Annotated in this window: 18 protein-coding genes; 3 read left to right on the top strand and 15 right to left on the bottom strand. The window is 71.1% G+C overall.

Annotated features, from left to right (window positions below):
• From ACFV6D_RS32370 to ACFV6D_RS32360, 3 genes are all read right to left on the bottom strand, one after another.
• On the bottom strand, positions 1–818 hold an 818-nt coding region (locus ACFV6D_RS32370; RefSeq protein WP_380562325.1), incomplete at its 3' end, for a S1 family peptidase.
• Positions 819–869: 51 nt separating this feature from the next.
• Positions 870–1,319 carry a hypothetical protein gene (locus ACFV6D_RS32365; protein ID WP_380494327.1) on the bottom strand — a complete coding sequence of 150 codons (450 nt, stop codon included), beginning with the start codon at positions 1,317–1,319 and terminating at the stop codon, positions 870–872.
• A gap of 122 nt (positions 1,320–1,441) precedes the next feature.
• The gene (locus ACFV6D_RS32360; protein WP_380494329.1) at positions 1,442–1,930 is read right to left on the bottom strand and encodes a hypothetical protein; all 489 of its coding nucleotides are present in this window, start codon (positions 1,928–1,930) and stop codon (positions 1,442–1,444) included.
• A 515-nt stretch (positions 1,931–2,445) separates the two neighbouring features.
• Here ACFV6D_RS32360 and ACFV6D_RS32355 point away from each other — a divergent pair.
• Positions 2,446–6,513 (top strand): polymorphic toxin-type HINT domain-containing protein, encoded by a 4,068-nt coding sequence (locus ACFV6D_RS32355; RefSeq protein WP_380562329.1) that lies wholly within the window; start codon positions 2,446–2,448, stop codon positions 6,511–6,513.
• Positions 6,510–6,809 carry a contact-dependent growth inhibition system immunity protein gene (locus ACFV6D_RS32350; protein ID WP_380494333.1) on the top strand — a complete coding sequence of 100 codons (300 nt, stop codon included), beginning with the start codon at positions 6,510–6,512 and terminating at the stop codon, positions 6,807–6,809. Before ACFV6D_RS32355 ends, ACFV6D_RS32350 begins: the two co-directional genes overlap by 4 nt.
• 488 nt (positions 6,810–7,297) lie before the next feature.
• Here the strand turns inward: ACFV6D_RS32350 and ACFV6D_RS32345 are convergent, their stop codons facing one another.
• The 8 genes from ACFV6D_RS32345 to ACFV6D_RS32310 form a co-directional block, all read right to left on the bottom strand.
• Positions 7,298–7,441, bottom strand: coding sequence for a hypothetical protein (locus ACFV6D_RS32345; RefSeq protein WP_380494335.1), 144 nt, complete (start codon positions 7,439–7,441; stop codon positions 7,298–7,300).
• Complete coding sequence (locus ACFV6D_RS32340) at positions 7,441–7,791, bottom strand: DDE endonuclease (protein ID WP_380494337.1); 351 nt, start codon at positions 7,789–7,791, stop codon at positions 7,441–7,443. The genes ACFV6D_RS32345 and ACFV6D_RS32340 overlap by 1 nt, the downstream gene beginning before the upstream one ends.
• Positions 7,792–8,182: 391 nt before the next feature.
• Complete coding sequence (locus ACFV6D_RS32335; protein WP_380494339.1) at positions 8,183–8,347, bottom strand: helix-turn-helix domain-containing protein; 165 nt, start codon at positions 8,345–8,347, stop codon at positions 8,183–8,185.
• A gap of 66 nt (positions 8,348–8,413) precedes the next feature.
• Positions 8,414–9,412 carry a 2-hydroxyacid dehydrogenase gene (locus ACFV6D_RS32330; protein ID WP_380562323.1) on the bottom strand — a complete coding sequence of 333 codons (999 nt, stop codon included), beginning with the start codon at positions 9,410–9,412 and terminating at the stop codon, positions 8,414–8,416.
• Positions 9,413–9,536: 124 nt separating this feature from the next.
• Positions 9,537–10,562: a 6-phosphofructokinase gene (locus tag ACFV6D_RS32325; protein WP_063350327.1), complete on the bottom strand. Its 1,026-nt coding sequence runs from the start codon at positions 10,560–10,562 to the stop codon at positions 9,537–9,539.
• Between the two features lie 354 nt (positions 10,563–10,916).
• Positions 10,917–11,645 carry a type 1 glutamine amidotransferase gene (locus tag ACFV6D_RS32320; protein ID WP_063350328.1) on the bottom strand — a complete coding sequence of 243 codons (729 nt, stop codon included), beginning with the start codon at positions 11,643–11,645 and terminating at the stop codon, positions 10,917–10,919.
• A gap of 46 nt (positions 11,646–11,691) precedes the next feature.
• Positions 11,692–12,954 (bottom strand): MurT ligase domain-containing protein, encoded by a 1,263-nt coding sequence (locus tag ACFV6D_RS32315; RefSeq protein WP_063350329.1) that lies wholly within the window; start codon positions 12,952–12,954, stop codon positions 11,692–11,694.
• A 262-nt stretch (positions 12,955–13,216) separates the two neighbouring features.
• Positions 13,217–13,921, bottom strand: coding sequence for a GNAT family N-acetyltransferase (locus ACFV6D_RS32310; protein ID WP_380380577.1), 705 nt, complete (start codon positions 13,919–13,921; stop codon positions 13,217–13,219).
• 311 nt (positions 13,922–14,232) lie between these two features.
• Here ACFV6D_RS32310 and ACFV6D_RS32305 point away from each other — a divergent pair, with 311 nt between their 5' ends.
• Entirely contained in the window at positions 14,233–14,475 is a 243-nt protein-coding gene (locus ACFV6D_RS32305) for a hypothetical protein (protein ID WP_380562321.1), read from the top strand.
• Between the two features lie 150 nt (positions 14,476–14,625).
• Here ACFV6D_RS32305 and ACFV6D_RS32300 read toward each other — a convergent pair whose 3' ends face one another.
• The 4 genes from ACFV6D_RS32300 to ACFV6D_RS32285 all read right to left on the bottom strand — a co-directional run bounded on the left by ACFV6D_RS32300 (position 14,626) and on the right by ACFV6D_RS32285 (position 18,290).
• Entirely contained in the window at positions 14,626–15,843 is a 1,218-nt protein-coding gene (locus ACFV6D_RS32300; RefSeq protein ID WP_380562319.1) for a sensor histidine kinase, read from the bottom strand.
• Positions 15,840–16,628: a two-component system response regulator CseB gene (cseB, locus tag ACFV6D_RS32295; RefSeq protein WP_380380582.1), complete on the bottom strand. Its 789-nt coding sequence runs from the start codon at positions 16,626–16,628 to the stop codon at positions 15,840–15,842. The genes ACFV6D_RS32300 and cseB overlap by 4 nt, the downstream gene beginning before the upstream one ends.
• Complete coding sequence (locus ACFV6D_RS32290; RefSeq protein WP_380562317.1) at positions 16,625–17,521, bottom strand: hypothetical protein; 897 nt, start codon at positions 17,519–17,521, stop codon at positions 16,625–16,627. The genes cseB and ACFV6D_RS32290 overlap by 4 nt, the downstream gene beginning before the upstream one ends.
• Positions 17,522–17,696: 175 nt before the next feature.
• Positions 17,697–18,290 carry a class F sortase gene (locus tag ACFV6D_RS32285; protein WP_380562327.1) on the bottom strand — a complete coding sequence of 198 codons (594 nt, stop codon included), beginning with the start codon at positions 18,288–18,290 and terminating at the stop codon, positions 17,697–17,699.
• Positions 18,291–18,297: the final 7 nt, after the last annotated feature.

Raw genomic sequence — 18,297 nt, 5'->3', positions numbered from 1 at the left:
GGGTTGTACACGGAGTTGACGACCGCGGAGGAGTAGTCGACCTTGGTGCCCCACGTGGAGACGGTCTGCTGGACCCAGCCGGCGAGGTCGTCGACGCGGCTGGAGGAGGCGCCGGTACGGGTCTCGGTCTCGCCGAGGCAGCCGCCCTGCCAGGAACGGGAGGCGACCGCGACGAGTTCGGCCTTGCCGTTCTTCTCCCGGATCGCGGGGGCGCCGGTGTCACCCTTGCAGATCGCGGCGCCGCCGGTACCGGTGGTGCCGATCGCGGTCGCGGCGACGGTGTCGAGGGTGAAGGCGCCCGAGTGGAGCTTGTTCGGCACCCACTCGTCCTTGGTGCGGCCGTAGCCGGGCACGCGCAGGTTCTCGCCGGTCGTGGGCGCCGCGGTTGCGACGGGGAGCGTCGCGACGCCGGTGACAGGGGTGGCGAGGCGGGCCATGACGAGGTCGCGGTCCTGGCGCGGCACCAGCTCCGCGATCTCGGTGGTCGTGCCGGCGTTCGTGGTGAGGTCGGTGCGGCCGATGGTGGCGGTGGTCTTCCACTTCGGCGCGCCCGCGGCCAGGGCCTGCGGCTGGGCGGGGTCGTCGGCGAAGCAGGACGCGGCGGTGATCACCCAGTACCGGTCGACCAGCGCGCCGGTGCAGACGCGCACGTTGTCGCCGATCGCCAGGCGGACGGTGTAAGCATAGGAGCCGCCGGCGGCGGGGTCGCCGGGGACGGCACCGGCCGGGGAGACGGCGAGCGTGGTGAGCGCTCCAGAGGCTATGGCGGTGGTGAGAAGCGCGGCCTTCCAGGAGGTGCGCGTGGTGGTGCCAGACAAGAGAGTTCAGTCCTTGGGGAAGTGGGAAGCGGTGTGGGACGGCCGGATTGGTCAGCCGGTGACGTGCAGTTGGACCATGGTGGTCGGTGCCTGGCTGAGGCCTTCGCCCAGGCCCTTGAAGCCGTCCTTGGGCACGTCCACGCTCTGGGTGGTGTCGGCGGCGGTGAGGTCGACCTGGAGGGACCGGTCGGAGGTTTGCACCGCGAACACGTCCGGCACCTGAAGCGTGAGGAAGCCCGCCGGGCCGGTGGCGGTGAAGCAGGCCTTGTTGTCAGTGTTGCCCGGGGCACGGGTCCAGAGCTGGATCTGTGAGGGCTTGGCGCAGTCGGTCAGCACGACGGTGCCGTCGCCGCGCAGCAGCTTGACCTTGCTGATGCCGGAGGCGCCCGGGTAGCCGAAGTCCTCGACCGCCGGCGGTGCTACGGGGGTGTCGGTGGCCTGGGTGGTGGGCGGTGGGGTGTCGGCGGTGGCGAGCGCGGAACCGAAGGCGGCGGCAGTCACGGCCGCGATGAGGGCGGTGAGCCAGCGCAGGGTGCGTGCACGGTCCGCCCGTCGTGCGGTGCGGAGACGGTCCCGAAGCGGGGGACGCTGCGACGGGCCGGTAGGCATGGACGACACCCCGGTCAGCCGGTGACGCGCAGTTCGAGCAGCGTGGTCGGCACCTGGTTGTTGCTGCTGCCGATGCCGATGCTCACGCCGTCGTTCTTGGCGATGTCGATGGTGCGTGACTGGCCGTCGGCCGTCACGCGGGCGGTGACCGGGTGCTGCTCGGCCCTGATGTGGAAGACGTTGGGGACCTCCACGACGAGGTAGCCGGTGGCGGCCGTGGCGCGGAAGCAGATCACGTTGCCCTTGTCGTCGGGCAGGTCCTTGCTATACACGCGGATCTGTCCGTCGGTGTTGCAGTTGGCCAGCAGGATGTGCCCGTCCCCCCGCAGCAAGTTGACGTTGGGGAACGGCGAGGTTCCGGGGTAGGCGAAGTCCTCGACGGCTGGCGGCGCCGAGGAGTTGTCGGCGGGCGCTACGCCCGCGACCGCGAGTGCCGATGCCGCGAGCGTGGCGCTCGTTGCGACGGCGCCAACGGCCAGCCACCTGGGTATACGAGGGTGCACGGGTATTCCTTTCCATGGGCCGACCGAGGGCCTGCCATCCACCTCAACGATCGACAGATTCCCTCTGGCAGTGCCCGACTAATGCCCCGCCTCTTGTTCGTCCAGGAAGGAAGTCGGAGTCCAGGAAGGAGGGGGCAATGTGAAGGCAAATAGTAGGCCATCAAGCCCCCCTCTTCTGCTTCCTGGCGGTCGACAGTGACCGACCTGGGCCGCTGGGGGAGGTGGTTTGATGCTCTAGATAATGGTGTGAGTTGAATGTCTGTTTTGAGAGACTTTCAGCTAGTGTGCGCCCAGTTGAATCCTCTCCTTTTCTGATATGAAGTCAGATTCCTTAGTGGGGATCGGTTTGCCGATACCGGCTGCGTCCGGGATACGCTCCGCTGCGTCAGATATCAGCTGTTCGATCGCAGCGGAGGGTTCCTGTGCAGAGTTTTAACGTTGGTTCATGTGGAGGGGGGAGGCGCGGGATATTGGCGCTACGCACGCTATGCGTTCGGCTGCTGCCGTTGACCCTCATGACCGGGCTACTCGGCACGGGTCTGCCCGCCTTCGCGGCCGAACAGCCAGCCGAGCCAGCGAGCCAGCAGAGCGAGAGGTCTCGCGCCGTGGCTGCCTGGCTCTCGGGAGGTCCGAGTGTCCAGAAGCTCGCCGAGGCGGCACTGACCGGCTCGGATCAGGACGTGCGGCGCTTCCTGGACGGCGAACTGGCGGACGCCCGCCACGCCGACCAGCTGCTCGACGTCGCGCAGATCTTCGACATCGGCGGCCCGAAGGTCCGTGAGACCGCCGGCAAGGCGATCGTGGGCACTCCCGAAGAGCTGAACGCCTATCTGCTGAACGGCTGGCAGCCGGCTCTGGAGACCGACCAGCGGGTCTGGACCGCCCGGGTTATCGACGGCGCGGGCCCCGGGGTCAAGGCCGCGGGCGCGGACGCCCTCAAGGGCACGATCAACGACGTCAAGGCATTCCTGACTGAGGGTCAGTATCAGGCGCGCGAGGCCGACGACCGCGTCAAACTGGTCCAGATCCTCAGCGCCGGAGGCTCCAACACCCAGGCTGCTGCCCGCGCTGCCCTGAACGGATCCATCGAGGACGTCCGCGAGTTCTTGGCGGTCGGGCAGTACGTCGCACAGAACCGCGACCAGGAACGCGCGGGCATCAGCCAGCTCGCGCAGCAGGCCCGAGCGGCCAGCGACCAGGCGGTGCTCGAGACCAGGAACGCGGTCGAGGCCTCGGCCAAGGCCGTGGCCAACTCCCAGCAAGCCAAGGGCGATGCAGCCCGGGCGGCCGCCGAGACGCAGGCCGCAGGCAACGACACCGTCAAGGCTGGCGTCGCGGCCGACAAGGCGGCCTCCGCCGCCGAGCGGGCCGGCGCGGCCGCGCAGACGGCCATCACCGCCGCCCGCGCGGCGAACGGCTCGGCCCGCACCGCCGCCTACGCAGCCTCGCAGGCCGCCGCCGCTGCTGGCGCCGCCTCGCAGGCAGCCTCCCGCGCCCGCAGTGCCGCCGCTGCGGCGGCCGGCGACGCGAGCAATACCGCTGCGGCCCGCAAGGCCGCCGAGGACGCCGACGCGGCCGCGAAGATCGCCGAGGACTCCCAGAAGGCGCTGGAGCAGGCTCAGAAGGCCGCAGGCGAGAGCAAGACCGCGTCCGGTTCCGCTCTCAGTGCCCGTGGCAACGCCGACGCCGCCGCGGGCTCGGCCGAGCAGGCCGGCGCCGCCGCCGCCCGCGCGGGAGCGCAGTCCGACAAGGCCAAGCGCGCCGCCGAGGCCACCCGTCGCCAGGCCGCCGAGGCCGGCCGCGCCAACGAGGCCTCCCAGGCCCTGGCCGGTGAAGCCGCCCAGGCTGCTGCCGACGCCAAGACGCTCCTCGCCTCCGCCGCGTCCCACGCCCACGCCGCCGCCCAGGCGGCGCGGGACGCCGCCGACCACGCGGGCCAGAGCGCCTCCGCCGCGCAGGACTCCACCAACCACGCGGACGCCGCCTCAGGTTTCGCGAAGGAGGCCAAGGACGCGGTCGACAAGGCCAACGGGATCCAGGATCTGGCCCGCCGCGCCGAGGCCGAGGACCTCAAGAGCCGCACCGCCGCTGCGATCGAGGTGGCCAAGACCGAGAAGGCCGCCGAGGCCGACAAGCAGACCGAGATCGAACAGGCACGCCAGGAGGTCCAGAAGTCGAAGACCGAGGCTGACCGCCTCGCCCAGGCCGCCGCCCAGCCCGGCACCGCCCCCGAACAGGTCGCCACCGACGGCCGCAAGCTCGCCCTGCTCTCACGCAAGATCTCCGGCCCCTGGGGCGCCGCCGCCGCAGAGGAAGCCCTCTCCGGCCCGGACGCCGCCGTCCTCGCCTACGTCAAGACCGGCCGCGCCAAGGCCGTCGAACGGGACGACCGCGAACAGGCCACACACCTGTACGAGACCTCCGAGAACCCTGCCGTCCGTGCCGCCGCCTTCACCGCCCTCACCGCCGACGGCACCGCGGCCACAGAGTTCGTCAGCACCGGGCAGTACCAGGCCGCGGCCCCCGACAACCGCCTCCAGATCGCCCGCATCACCGACCAGGCCGGCCCCGCCGTCAAGGCCGCTGGCCTCGCCGCACTGAAGACCAACACCCCCGAGGCACTCCAAGCCTTCCTCGACAAGGGACTCACCGACGCCCAGAGCGCCGACGACCGCCTTGCTACCGCCCGGCTCATCGACAGTGCCGGGGATGAGCGAAAGGCCGCCGCCCGCATCGCCCTCGAAGGAGCGGCAGTCAAGCTGCGCGCCTTCGTAGCCGAGGGTCAGTACACCGCACAGCGCAAGGACCAGCTGGCGGCCGTTCACATCGCCGATGTCACCGGTCTGATCGCCCAGGCCTCTGCGGCCTCGGCCCGCGCCCAGCAGACCGCCGCCGAGGCCCAGCGCGCCGCCGCAGTCGCCCGCGGCGCGGCAGCGGAGGCCAACGGCTACGCCAACACCGCCCAGCAGGCGGCCAACACGGCAGCGGACTACGTCACCACGGCCCAGTCCGCAGCCGACCGCGCTCAGTCCGACGCTGCCAAGGCCGCCCAGTCCGCCAAGACCGCCAAGGCTGCGGAGGGATTGGCCCGCCGGAGCGCGGCAGAGGCCATGTACTCAGCCAAGCAAGCCGGCCAGTCGGCGAGCCGAGCACAGTGGAGTGCCGACGACGCGTACAGCTCCGCGGCTGCCGCAAGGGCGTCGGCAGTGGCCGCAGGTAAGGACGCGATCGCTGCCCAGGCTGCTGCCGATGATGCGTTCAACGTCCACCAGGCCAAGTACGAAGCCGAGGAGAAGGCTGCCCGCGAGGCCGTCGAGAAGGCGCGAAAGGAAGCCGAGCAGGCGCAGAAGGAACAGGACGAGGCGACCGCGAAGGCCAAGCAGGACGCGATCGCCGGGATCGAAGAGGAGATCAAGAAGCAGAAGGAGAAGAACGACGACGTTAACTCCCTCTACCACATCATCTCCGAAGGCATCCACTTTACCCTCGACGTCATCGGCGGCGTCGGCGGCGTCTTCGCACCCGGACTCGCCGACATCGCCGACCTGATCAACTGCGCCTACTACGGGATCGAAGGCAAGGTAGAAAAGGCGACCCAGTCCTGCATCGGAGCCATCCCCATTGTGGGCGACGCCGCAGCGATCGCCAAATTTGTTCAATGGACGAAGAAGTTCGGATCCTGGGGCAAAAAAGCGGCCGAGTTCATCGAGAAGGTGGTCGCGCGAACCCCGAAATCATGCCCCGTCCGCGCCCCTCTTCCAAACAGCTTTCCGGCGGGCACGAAGGTCTTGATGGCGGACGGATCGACCCTTCCGATCGAACAGGTTCGCGTCGGCGACTACGTGACGGCAGCCGACCCCGATTTCGGTGAGACCAGTTCCCGCCGTGTCGATGCCACTATCTACACGCCCGACGACCGAGACTTCACCGACCTCACCATCCAGTCGCCGGACGGCACCACGGCCACCATCACTTCAACCGACCAGCACCCGTTCTGGGCGGAGAACCAGCACGCGTGGCGAAACGCTGCTGACCTCACAACCGGCGATACCGTGCGCACGGCCACCGGCCAGACCGCACAGATCACCACCAGCAAGCACTGGAAGACCCTCCAGCCCGCATACAACCTCACCGTCGACACCGTCCACACGTACTTTGTCATGGCCGGCAGCTCGTCGATCCTCGTACACAACGCGGCAGAATTCGACTGTTGGAAGGTCAGCAGGCTGCAAGAGCATGAAAGTGGCAAGATTGGGCATACAATCTCCAAGCATGTTGGTAAGAGCGATAAAGAACTAATTGACCGTACGGACGTCGACGTCGCCTCCACTTTTGAGGACTGGGCTGGCGCCGAGTTCTCTACGCTGCAAAATATCCGACAGAATTCTGAAAAGGTTCAAGAATTCCTCGATGGGCAAAAATTCAAAGTTGAACTTATTTCCATGGGGGCGCCATGGGGGTCTAGGGCATACCAGCACTCTACTGGTAAATTCGTGACGCCGAATCGAGTGATAACCTGGCTCCGAAAGGACTTGACCATGCCCGAAGGATTCCGAATAGAGACGTCCTATCCTGCACTATGAAAAATTATCCAGAACTCGTGTACCTTGCTCGCGCCTACTTTCACCAGGACTGCATAATTCCCGTCGGGGAGCCGCTGGGGGCACTTCGGGATTTCCTGGAGCATGAGACGGGAGAGATAAAATATGCAGTCCTCAATGATATCGATCAGGCGATTTCCGAGTTGACAGAGCATGACGCCAAGGGGCTATGGCTGCAGAACGGGGATGTAGTTTTTGACCCGACCTCGATTGGTATCCCCTGCCTTGAATGGTTTTCGATGATCGGGATGACAATTCGAAAGGGAATCTCTTCATAGCCTATCCAGGGGATTAAGATCCTCGGTGCCGGTGTGGTCTGGGACCTTACGTCCAAGATCACGCCGGCCGACGTCAAGGGCGCGTTCGATCATCTGCCAGGCCAGGTGCGGCCCGCTCGCGCCGGGCCCGGTCTTCGGTCCAGGACCGGGGCAGGTAAAGGGTCCGCCCGCCGGCGCTCGTCGGGTATCCGGTGCAGTGACCGGAGCGACTCAGCGCAGCCCGGGCCCGGGCCGTAGAAGTCAGCCGGGCCGACGGCCAGGCACCTCGTCTGAGGCGCCTGGCCGTCTCGGTGTTCGCGGGGCTACCGGCGCAGCTTCGCGGGCTCGATGTCGAGGGGGAGTGGGTCGGTGAGCGCGGTGGTCTCGCCGGTCTGGACGAGGAGGTCGGTGTAGATGCCGCGTTCGAGGTGTCCGAGGTAGATGTGGGGGCGGGTTCGAGTTCGAGGCGCTACTGAAGTCGAAAGCGTGATGTCGGGGCCTGGTCGTGGTCAGCCGCACATGATCAGGTCGGCGCCTGCGAGACAGCCATCGATCAGATGGGGGCGGTACTGGATCTTCATGAGGCGCCGCTTGACGGCCTTGGCGAGGTGGTCGACGTTGACGACCGCGAGGTTGCCGATCCCTCGTTTCATCAGCGCCCAGATCCCCTCCTGGGTGTGAGGTCCGGTGCGTGTGAGGAAAGTTGGAAGACCGTCAGCCACTCGCTGTTCGCGGCGATGAACTCCTTCATCTGTGGCATCAGATGGGCGGAGAGGTTATCCCAGGCCAGCGCGATCGGGCCGCCGCGCTGAGTGCGGGCCCGGACGATCAGGTCCCGGTAGTTTCGCCAGGTGAACGCCTTCGGCTCACCCTTTCGGCCCTGGTGGACGCGGAGCCCGTAGATCAGTCGGGAGCGTTCGCCCTTCTTGTAGCAGGCCATCCCGGCTATGGAGACCCGTCCGGACCCCCTGCTGCGGACGTGGACCACAGGGGTGCGGCCCACGCGGCCCCAGGTTCTGGTACGAGGCGGCCTCAGCGTCTGTGTGGCTTCGCCCTCGAAGACCAGCCATGCTCCACGAGCCGCCGCGGTGCTTCCACCTGTGGCCAGACCTCCTCCTTCCACAACTCGACCGCCTGGGCGTCCCGCTCGATGGCCCTGAGGGCTGGCCGCTGCCACGATCAGCCTTGGCGCTTGAGCAGGGTCTAGGTCTCCTCCGCCGCGTCGCTGACGTGTAACAGTCGGCCGATCAGCGTCTTCACCCGAGAGGGTGTCCAGCGCTGGTTCTCTCAGCCGTGCATCAGCGGAGCCCGCTCCAACTCGCGCTCCAGCCGGACGCTCTGCCTTTCGGTCAGCCTGGGGCGCCCTGGTGGGCCCTACAGGAGCCTCGCTCACGTCACTGCCGGCGCCAGTGCTCCACCGACCGGTCACTCACCTGCAGTGCGGTAGCGATCTCCCGGTTCCTCTCCCCGCCCTCGAAGCGTTCCACGGTCTGCAGCCGGATCTGCTCCCGCGCGGCCCTCTCGGTGTCGGTCAACCCGCCGCCCTGCACGTATCTCACAGCTCAGGGCTACTGGAACCGTCCAGAGGCTGTCAGGTAAATGGATCCGGCATCACGCTTTCAGGCTCAGCAGCTCCTCGGGACGAGGGTGTTCTCGTTGGTGCGGCCGGCGGCGTAGTCGTCGATGTTGCGGGTGGTGGCGTCGATGATCTGGCCGACGGCGGTGTGGGTGAAGTAGGCCTGGTGGCTGGTGACGAGGACTTGGGGGAAGGTGACGAGGCGGGCGAGGACGTCGTCGGTGATGCCTTCGATGGAGCGGTCGGTGAAGAAGACGCCGGTTTCTTCTTCGTAGACGTCGAGGCCGACGCCGGAGAGGCGGCCGGCGCGGAGGGTTTCGACGAGGGCTGCGCTGTCGATGAGGCCGCCGCGGCTGGAGTTGACGAGGATGGCGTCGTCCTTCATCCGGGCCAGGGCGCCACCGTTGATCAGGTGGTGGGTGGCGGGGAGGAGGGGGACGTGGAGGCTGATCAGGTCGGCGCGGGTGAGGAGTTCGGGCAGTTCGGTGTAGGTCATGCCGAGGTCGAGGCAGGCCGGGTTCCGGGCGATGTCCCAGCCGAGGAGGTGGGTGCCGAAGCCGGCCGCGATCCGGGTGAAGCACTCGCCGATCTTGCCGGTGCCGACGACGCCGACGGTCATGCCGTGGATGTCGCGGCCGAGGAGGCCGTCGAGGCGGAAGTCGAACTCGCGGGAGCGGTTGGCGGCGCGGGTGAGGCGGCGGTTGACGGCCAGGGCGAGGGCCCAAGCGTGTTCGGCGACCGAGTACGGGCTGTAGTGGGAGACCCGGGCGACGGTGAGGCCGAGGTCGGCGGCGGCGTCGAGGTCGATGTTGTTGAAGCCGGTGGAGCGTTGGGCGATCAGTTTGGTGCCGCCGGCGGCGAGGGCGGCGAGGGTCTCGGCGTCGAGGACGGCGTTGACGCTGCTGCTGACGGCGGGGTAGCCGGCGGCGAGTGGGGCGGTGTCGCGGTTGAGGAACATGCTCAGGCAGCGCAGCCCGTGCCGGCCGGCGAAGGCCTGTTCCAGCAGCGGCCGTTCGTCGGCCTGCACCCCGTACGCGAGGATCTCCATCGGTTGCCTTTCCGCGAGTGGTCCGCTCCACCGGCCACGCTAGCGGGGCCGTCGCGGGGGCGCCCGTCGGACGCACGAGGGCCCGGACCGGTGGCGGTCCGGGCCCTCGACGGGGCGGGGGAGGTCAGATGACCGTCTCCGCCTCCAGGTAGCGCTCCTGCGGGACGGTCTTCAGCTCGGCGACCGCCTCGGCGATCGGCACCAGGTTGATGTTGGTGCCCTGCAGTGCGGTGATGTGCCCGAACGCGCCCTTGTGGACGGCCTCGACGGCGTGCCAGCCGAAGCGGGTGGCGAGCACCCGGTCGTACGCGGTCGGGGTGCCGCCGCGCTGGGTGTGGCCGAGGATCACCGGGCGGGCCTCCTTGCCGAGGCGGTGCTCCAGCTCGCGGGAGAGCTGGGTGGCGATGCCGGTGAACCGCTCGTGGCCGTAGATGTCCTTGGTGCCCTCTTCCCAGTGCATGGTGCCGGGCTCGGGCTTGGCGCCTTCGGCGCAGACCACGATGGCGAACTTCTTCTGCCGGTCGAAGCGTTCGCGGACGACGGCGGTCAGCTTGTCGATGTGGAACGGCCGCTCCGGGACGACGATGGCGTGCGCGCCGGCGGCCATGCCCGCGTTGAGCGCGATCCAGCCGGTGTGGCGGCCCATGACCTCGACGACCATGACCCGCTGGTGGGATTCGGCGGTGGTCTTCAGCCGGTCCAGCGCCTCGGTGGCGACCGAGACGGCGGTGTCGAAGCCGAAGGTGACGTCGGTGGAGGCGATGTCGTTGTCGATGGTCTTCGGGACCCCGACCACCGGCAGTCCGGCGTCGCTCATCAGCTTGGCGGCCTTGAGGGTGCCCTCGCCGCCGATCGGGATCACCGCGTCGATGCCGAGGTCCGCGCACAGTCGCTTGGCGCGCTCGACGCCGTCGCGCAGGTGGCTGGGCTGGACCCGGGACGAGCCGAGGATCGTGCCGCCCTGGGCCAGGATGCCGCTCACCGAGTCGAGGGTGAGCGGCCGGTGGACGCCCTCCAGGAGACCGCGCCAGCCGTCCTGGAAACCGATGATCTCGTCGCCGTGGTCGACCACCCCCCGGTGGACCACGGAACGGATCACCGCGTTCAGGCCGGGGCAGTCACCGCCGCTGGTCAGCACTCCGATACGCATTAGCTTTGCAACTCCCGAGCAGAACCGAGGAACGGCCGGACTACAGGCTGGGACGACGAGCCGTCACCGTAGCGGGGCGCTCCCACGCCGGAGTGGCGGGGAGGTGGCCGCGGGGTGAAGGACCGGCCGATCCGGACAGAACGCCCGAAAACGGCCGCGAAGTCGAGCATACGGCCCCTGGTCCGGCCGGGCAGGAGCCGACGCGGGAGCGGCGCCGTCGGCGCCCCCGCGCGGAAGTGCAGCCTGCTGCCGAGGAGGGTGTGCAGTAGGCAGCCCCATTGTGGTACGTCCGGGGCCGCCCCTGAACCGGGTGACCGCATCGCGGGCACCCGGGCTCCGGGGCGGGCGGACGTACTACGCGGGGCGCGTCGTGGCGGCGATGCGCTCGGCGCGCAGCGCGTCGTACCAGGTGGTGTCGGCCGGCGGCAGGGCGTTGACGTCCAGCGCCAGCTTGATCAGCATGTCGGCCACGGCGGGGTTGCGGGCCAGCACCGGGCCGTGCAGGTAGGTGCCGAACACGGTGTCCCGCCAGGCGCCCTCGGTGCCGTCGCCGGTGCCGTTGCCCCGGCCGGCGACCACGGTGGCCAGCGGCTGGACGCCCTGGCCGAGGTGGGTGACGCCCTGGTGGTTCTCGAAGCCGGTCAGCTGCGGCAGGCCGAGGCGCGGGTCGACGTCGGCGAGGACGTCGCCGACGCAGCGGGCGCCGTCGCCGCGGGTGGTCCAGACGTCGAGCAGGCCGAGGCCCGGCTCGCGCTCGCCGAGGTCGTTGACGAACTCGTGGCCCATGATCTGGAAGCCCGCGCAGACGCCGAAGATGATCGCGCCGTTCTCGGAGGCCCGGATCAGGCCGCTGTCGTTGCGCAGCCGCTCGGCGGCGAGCCGCTGCGGACGGTCCTCGCCGCCGCCGATCAGGTAGATGTCGCCGCTGGTGGGGACGGACTGGTCGGAGCGGACGTCGATCCGGGTCACGTTGAGATGGCGCTGGCGGGCCCGGCGCTCCACGACCAGGGCGTTGCCGCGGTCGCCGTAGGTGCTGAGCAGGTCCGGGTAGACCCAGACCACGCGCAGGCTGCTCTCACTCATCCTCGAAGGCCTTCCGTCACGATCAGATGGGGCTGCAGGCGCGGCATCAGCCGGCCACGACCTTCCGCAGCTGCTGGAAGGCGGTGTAGTTGGCGATGGCCTCGATCCGGCCGGGCGGGGCCATCCGGACGGCCTGCTCCAGCGTGTCCACCACGTGGAACTGCAGTCCGGCGACCTCCAGGCGGACGGCCAGGTCCAGCTTGCGCTGCCCCATCACGAACACCGGGTGCCCGGCGAGGCGCTCGTAGTCGACGTCCCACAGCCAGGAGGTGTCCGTGCCGTCGGCGTCGAGCGCGTTGACGGAGAGGATCACCGGCGCGGGCGGGCCGTCGATCAGCGAGAAGGTCTCCAGCCAGCCGGCCGGGTTCTTGGCCAGCAGCAGCCGGATGTCCCGGCCCTGGTACTGGACCACGTCGTAGCGGCCGGCGACGGCCGAGACCGAGCGCATCCGCTCCAGCGCGACCTGCGGGGAGACGCCGAACACGGCGGCGACGGCGGCCGAGCTGGTGGCGTTGGCCAGGTTGGCCCGGCCGGGCAGCTGGAGCTGGATCGGCCAGGCGCCGCGCTGCGGGTCGATCACGTGGGTGCCCTGGAGCGCCCAGTGCGGGTTGGGGCGCCGGAAGCCGCACTCCTGGCAGAACCAGTCGTCGCCGGGGCGCTGCATCACACCGCCGCAGGCGGGGCAGGACCAGGCGTCCTCCTTCCAGGCCTGCCCGGCGGCCACCCAGACCACCTTCTTGCAGGAGGAGGCGGCCCAGGTCACCAGCGGGTCGTCGGCGTTGGCGATGACCACGGCCTCGGTGTCCTGAAGGCCCTCGCGCCACTTCTCGGCCATCATCCGGGTCTCGGCGGCGCGGTCGAGCTGGTCGCGGGAGAGGTTGAGCAGGGCGATCGCCTTGGGGCGGGTGTCGCGGGCGACGCCCGCCAGGTACTTCTCGTCGACCTCGATCACGCCGAAGCGGGCGTCCGAGCCGCCGGCCAGGGCGGAGGTGATGCCGGCCGGCATGTTGGCGCCCAGGGCGTTGGAGACCACCGGGCCGGCGGCGCGCAGCGCCTCGGCGATCAGGCGGGTCGTGGTGGTCTTGCCGTTGGTGGCGCTGACCAGGACGACGTCGAGGTGGTCGGCGAGGGTGGCGAGCAGGTCGGGGTCGAGCCTCAGGGCGACCTTGCCGCCGATCACCGAGCCGCTTCCGCGTCCGGCCTTGCGGGACACGGCGGCAGCGACCCGACCGGCCGTGACCGCGATCTTGGCGCGGGCCGGCAGCGAGGCGTCGCGTGCGCCTGTGGGCTCCGATTCGGTGCCTGCCATGCTCAGTGGTTCCTCCTTGCTGCGGCACCACCCGGGTCCGGATTAACGGGCCGTCGGGCGGCGGGGACGGGGCCAGCCTACCGACTCCGCCGCCCGGCTCGACGATCCGGACCCCAGGCAGCCTGCTGCGACGCGGCCGGAGGCGCCGCCTCGGGCGCCCTGACGGATCGTCGGGGAAGACGGTGTACGGAGGGGGCCTTCGTCGCTTGGGACGCTCTCCGGGCTCGCGGGGTTCCCGGGTGAGGATGTGGTGAAGAAAAGATCAGCGGCCCGGACGGACGCAGGAGACCGGCTCGTCCGCGGCCAGCGTGGCGGTGATCACCAGGGTGCCGTCCTCGGCCCGGAAGTCCAGCGGCGCGGCCAGCCGACGCATCGCGGTGATCAGCCCGGTGTTGGAGGCGTGGGTCACCGCGTACACGGTTGTCACACCGGCCGCCCGGGCCGCCGCCGAGAGCTGCCGAAGCAGGGCCGGCCCGAGTCCGCGCCGCTGCCAGGCGTCCTCGACCAGCACCGCCAGCTCCGCCTCGTCGTCGTCCCACATCAGATGCCCGAGGGCGACGATCCGCCCGTCGGCGGCCGTCGCGGCGAGGCTGTGGCCGTGCCGGGCGTCCAGCAGGTGGTCCAGGTAGCGGCCGGCGTCGCGGACCGGCCCGTGGTAGCGCAGCCGCAGCGAGGCGGGGGAGCAGCGGAGGTGCATCGCCAGGGCCGCGGCCCGGTCGGCCGGTCCGGCGGGGCGCAGCGTCAGCGCCGTCCCGTCCGCCAGCGTCAGGCGGGACGGCGCCGCCCGGTCCGGCTCCGTCACGGCTCGCGGCCGGTCGACCGGGGGGTGCGGACGGGCGGGCCGCAACGGGCCCCCGGTGAGCGCGGGCAGCCGGGCGGCCTGGCCCTCGGGCGCCGCGCACCTGCGGTCGGACCTGCGGAAAGGCCGGTGCCAGAGCCGTTCGGGGCGAGTGCGTGATGCCGTCATGCCGCCGACGCTACCGACGCCGCGCTTCCGGCCGGTTACGTGATCGTGAACGCAGGAATGACCTGGGCGGTTCCGGAGCGTGACGAGCGCGGCCATGTCCCGGGGGCTCGACGGGGCTCGACCGGCCCCGACCGGACTCGACCGGGCTCGGACACCAGGGTGGCCGACGGGCCTGGGGTGCTCGCCCGGCCCCGACCGGGCTGTTGACCTGAACACGCTCACGGATGGCGCAGAATCCGGGAACGGACGAGCCCCGTCGGATAGGGATGGCTCGGCTTTCCGCCGATCCCACCTCCCCCGAAGGGGCCCACATGTCCTTCCCCTCGTCCCTCCTGAAGAAGTCCGCCCTCGTGCGGCGGTCCGTACTGGGCGTGGCGTGCTGCGCACTGCTGCTGGCCGCGCCGATCGCCCTCGCCCAGCCGGCGGCCGCCGCGGACGGGCCCAAGACGCCCCAGGAGGCCGCCGCCTGCAAGGCTGTCGTCTCCACGCTGCTCGGCGGCTTCGGGTCGATGCTCGCGAACTCGGCGTGCGTCGTCCAGCCGAGCGACAGCTGAGCGACAACTGAGCGGTGGCCGGGCGACGGCTGAGTGACGGCCGAGTGACGGCCGAGCGACCCGGCGGGCCGGGGCCACCCGAGGGACCGCCTCAGGCCCCGGCCACCGCTGCCACATGGGCGGCCGTATCTCACGGCTGCGGTTGAGCGGTCAGGGGTGGGACGGGTCGTCGGGGAGGGTGAGGGTGGCGAGGGCGCCGCCGTCGGGGTGGTTGGTGAAGGTGAGGTCGGCGCCGATGACCCGGGCGTGGCCGGTGGCGATGGTGAGGCCGAGGCCGTGGCCGCGTCCGCGTTCGGGGGCGTTGGTGCGGAAGCGCTGGGGGCCGCGGGCGAGGAGGTCGTCGGGGTAGCCGGGGCCGTGGTCGCGGACGGTGATCCGGTGGCCGTCGACGTGCAGCCGGATCGGCGCGGTGCCGTGCCGGTGGGCGTTGAGCAGCAGGTTGCCGAGGATGCGGTCGAGGCGGCGCAGGTCGGTGCGGACCTGGCGGTCGGCGGCCGCGTCCACGTCCACGTCGACCTCCAGGCCGGTGAGCGTGACGGTGCGGCGCACCGCGCGCTCCAGCGGGACGGGGGCGAAGTCCGGGATCTCGGCGTCGGCGTCGAGGCGGGAGACCTCCAGCAGGTCCTCGACCAGCGAGCGCAGGGCCTGCACCCGGTTCTGGACGAGTTGGGTGGGGCGGCCGGGCGGAAGCAGTTCGGCCGCGGTGACCAGGCCGGTGAGCGGGGTGCGCAGTTCGTGGGCGACGTCCGCCGTGAAGCGCTGCTCGTCCTCCAGCCGCTGGTGCAGGGTGCGGGACATCAGGTCGACGGCGGCGGCGAGGTCGGCGACCTCGTCCTTCCCGTCGACGAGCTCGCCGATCCGGGTGTCCGTCCGGCCGGCGGCGATGCCCCGGGCGGCCGTCGCCGCGGCGCGCAGTCGGCGGCTGATCCGGTCGGCGACGAGCACGCCGGCCAGGACCGTGGTGAAGACCGCGGCGACGACGGTGATCAGGATGATCCGGTCGAGGTCGGCGATCGCCTGCCGGTCCTGGGTGAAGTCCACCCGGACGGAGAGCACCCCGGTCTGGACCGGTCGGGCCGCCCACATCGACTCGCCCTGCGGACCGCCGGCGAGCAGCGAGCCCTCACGGCCGCCGGCCGCGAGCGTCCGCAGCCCCTCGGGCAGCGCCGGGTCGTCCAGGGCGAACCGGTCGGTGACCTCGCCGCGCTTGTAGGTGTCCACGGCGGAGCCGAGCGCGGCGAGCGCGGCGGCGCGGGCCTGGTCCACGTGCTGACGGATCATCGCCTGGTGGACCAGCAGGCCGACGGCCACCGCCACCAGGACGGCGATGGCGGCGACGGCGGTGGCGATCTGACGGCGCAGGGTCATGCCGGACGCCGCAGCTTGTAGCCGAACCCGCGGACGGTCTCGATCCGGCCGGAGCCGATCTTGGCGCGCAGCCGCTGCACGTGGACGTCCACCACCCGGGTGTCGGCGCCCCAGTCGTAGTCCCAGACGCGTTCCAGCAGGGTGGAGCGCTCCAGCACGATGCCGGGCGCGGCGGTGAACTCCAGCAGCAGCCGCAGCTCGGTGGGGGTGAGCGGGACGAGGTGGCCGTCGACGCGCACCTCCATGCTGTCGGTGTCCACCTGCATGCCGTCGAAGCTGCGCAGCGCGGAGGAAGGGGCGTCCGCAGGCACGGCGGCGGTGGGAACGGCGACGGCAGACGCTGCGACGGGGACGGCGGGGTCCACCGGCTCCTCGGGCAGCGCGGGTTCGGCCGGGACCACCCGCACCCGGCGCAGCACGGTGCGGATCCGGGCGACCAGCACGGCGCTCTCGAAGGGCTTGACGACGTAGTCGTCCGCCCCGGCCTCCAGACCGGACACCACGTCGACCGGGTCGGTGCGCGCCGACATCATCAGGATCGGCAGCTGGCTCTCCTCCCGGATCCGGCGGCAGAGGCCGACCCCGTCGAGGAGCGGCAGCATGACGTCCAGCAGGAGGAGGTCGGGGCGCACGGCGTGGAAGGCCTCCAGACCCTCCAGGCCGTCGGCGGCCGTGGTGACCGGGAAGCCGTAGCGCTCCAGGGCCATCCGGGTGGCCTCCCGGATCACCTCGTCGTCCTCGACGAGCAGGATGTGCGGGTGGGCGGGCGCGGCTGCGGGGGTCATGGCTTCGCTTCCGAGGGAGCCGAGGGCGGGCGGACGGGGACCGGGACGGCCGTCTTCGGGGAGGAGACGCCCGCGCCGGCGCCGGCTTCGGGCAGGGAGGGCTGCGGCTGGGCGGATGGGCGGCCGCTGCGCTGGGCGACGGCGGGGCCGGCGGAGGGCGTGCTGGTGGGCGTCTGTGCGGCGCCGTTCGTGGCTCCGCCGGCCGGGCCGGCGATCGGGCCGGCGATCGGGCCGGTGTCCTCGACCTTCCGCTCCAGCAGGCCGAGCCGGACGCCGTCCCACTGGTAGTGGCTGCTGGTCCGGACGAACGCGCCGGTCGGCTCGTAGAGCCACAGGTCGGATCCCACGGTCGCGGCGCTGAACCCCTTCAGCACCTCGACCTGGAGGATGGGCAGCAGCCGGTCGTCGGCCAGCAGGTAGACGTGCAGGACCACGGGCCCGGGGGTGGCGACGGAGACGACCAGTTCGTCCCGCCCGTCGCCGGTGAGGTCACGGAACTCGGGGCTGCGGACGTCGCAGGCGGGGCAGGAGTCCAGGGCGCGCCGCTCCTCCGGGCCCACCGTGGAGTCCTTGGCGAGGAGGGTACGGACGTCGACCGTCTTGATGTCGTGCCCGGGGACGGTCACGTCCGGGACGGGTTGCGGCGCGGCCTGGGTGGCGGCCCCGGCGCCGGTGGCGGGAGGGCGCGGCGGCGGGGAGGCCGCCAGGTCGGGCCAGAGCGGCTGGGCCACCAGCGGCGGCGCCACCGGCTGGGTGGCGCCGTGGTCCTGGAGCCCGCCGGGGGTGGCGCGGCCGAGGGCCAGGGCCGCGAGCGTCACGAGGACGGCCAGGGCGGCGAGGGCCGCCACCGGCACGGCGACGGGCCGGCGGCGGGGTGGGGATGCTGCTGCCACGGTCGGTGCTCGTCCTCCTGGTCTGCGGCGATGCGCCGGTTCGTCCCCGCACCGGCCTCGGTGGTAGGTCGCGTGGACGGCGGTCGGTGGTTCCCGTCCCGCCGTCCCGGCCGCCGCGCCGGTTCGACAGTCGAAACGACCCGACGGCCGGGACGACCGGGACGGCGCGGCGGCTTCAGCCGGTCGCGCCGCCCGGACCGGCCAGGTCCGCCAGGACGATGATGTTGTCCGTCCAGTGCCCGTCCGAGCCGATCCGCCCGCCGCAGGTGATGAGCCTGAGAGCGGGTTCGGGAGTGTCACCGTAGACCGTTTCGGTCGGGAAGCGGTCCTTGGCGGCCTGGAGCAGTGAGCGGACCTTGAAGTCCACGGTGCTGCCGTCCGCGCGCCGCACCTGGATCAGGTCGCCCGGCCGCAGCTTCGGCACGCCGTGGAAGACCGCCGGGCCGTGCGCGGTGTCGTAGTGCCCGATGAGGACGGCGGGGCCGGCCTCCCCGGGCGTCGGCCCGTTGCGGTACCAGCCGACCTCGTCGGCCCGGTCGGCGGCCGGCACTTCGACCGTCCCGTCGGGATTCAGCCCGAGGCCGGTCACCGGGGCGTCCACCCCGGCGGCCGGGACCAGCAGCCGGGTCGGCGCCGAAGCGGCGAAGGGCTTCGGCGCGCCGGCCGGGCACCCGGCGGTCCCGGCCCCCCGGGTGGTCCCCGGGGGTACGGGGCCGCCCCAGGGGGCGGCCGCCGGGTTGTCGGTACTGGAGTTTTCATTTGTATATATCGGTTGT

The organism is Kitasatospora sp. NPDC059812 (assembly GCF_042732075.1).
In the GTDB taxonomy this organism is placed as follows: domain Bacteria; phylum Actinomycetota; class Actinomycetes; order Streptomycetales; family Streptomycetaceae; genus Kitasatospora.
Note: the sequence above shows the minus strand (reverse complement) of the source record. Positions and strands in the feature narration are given on the sequence as shown.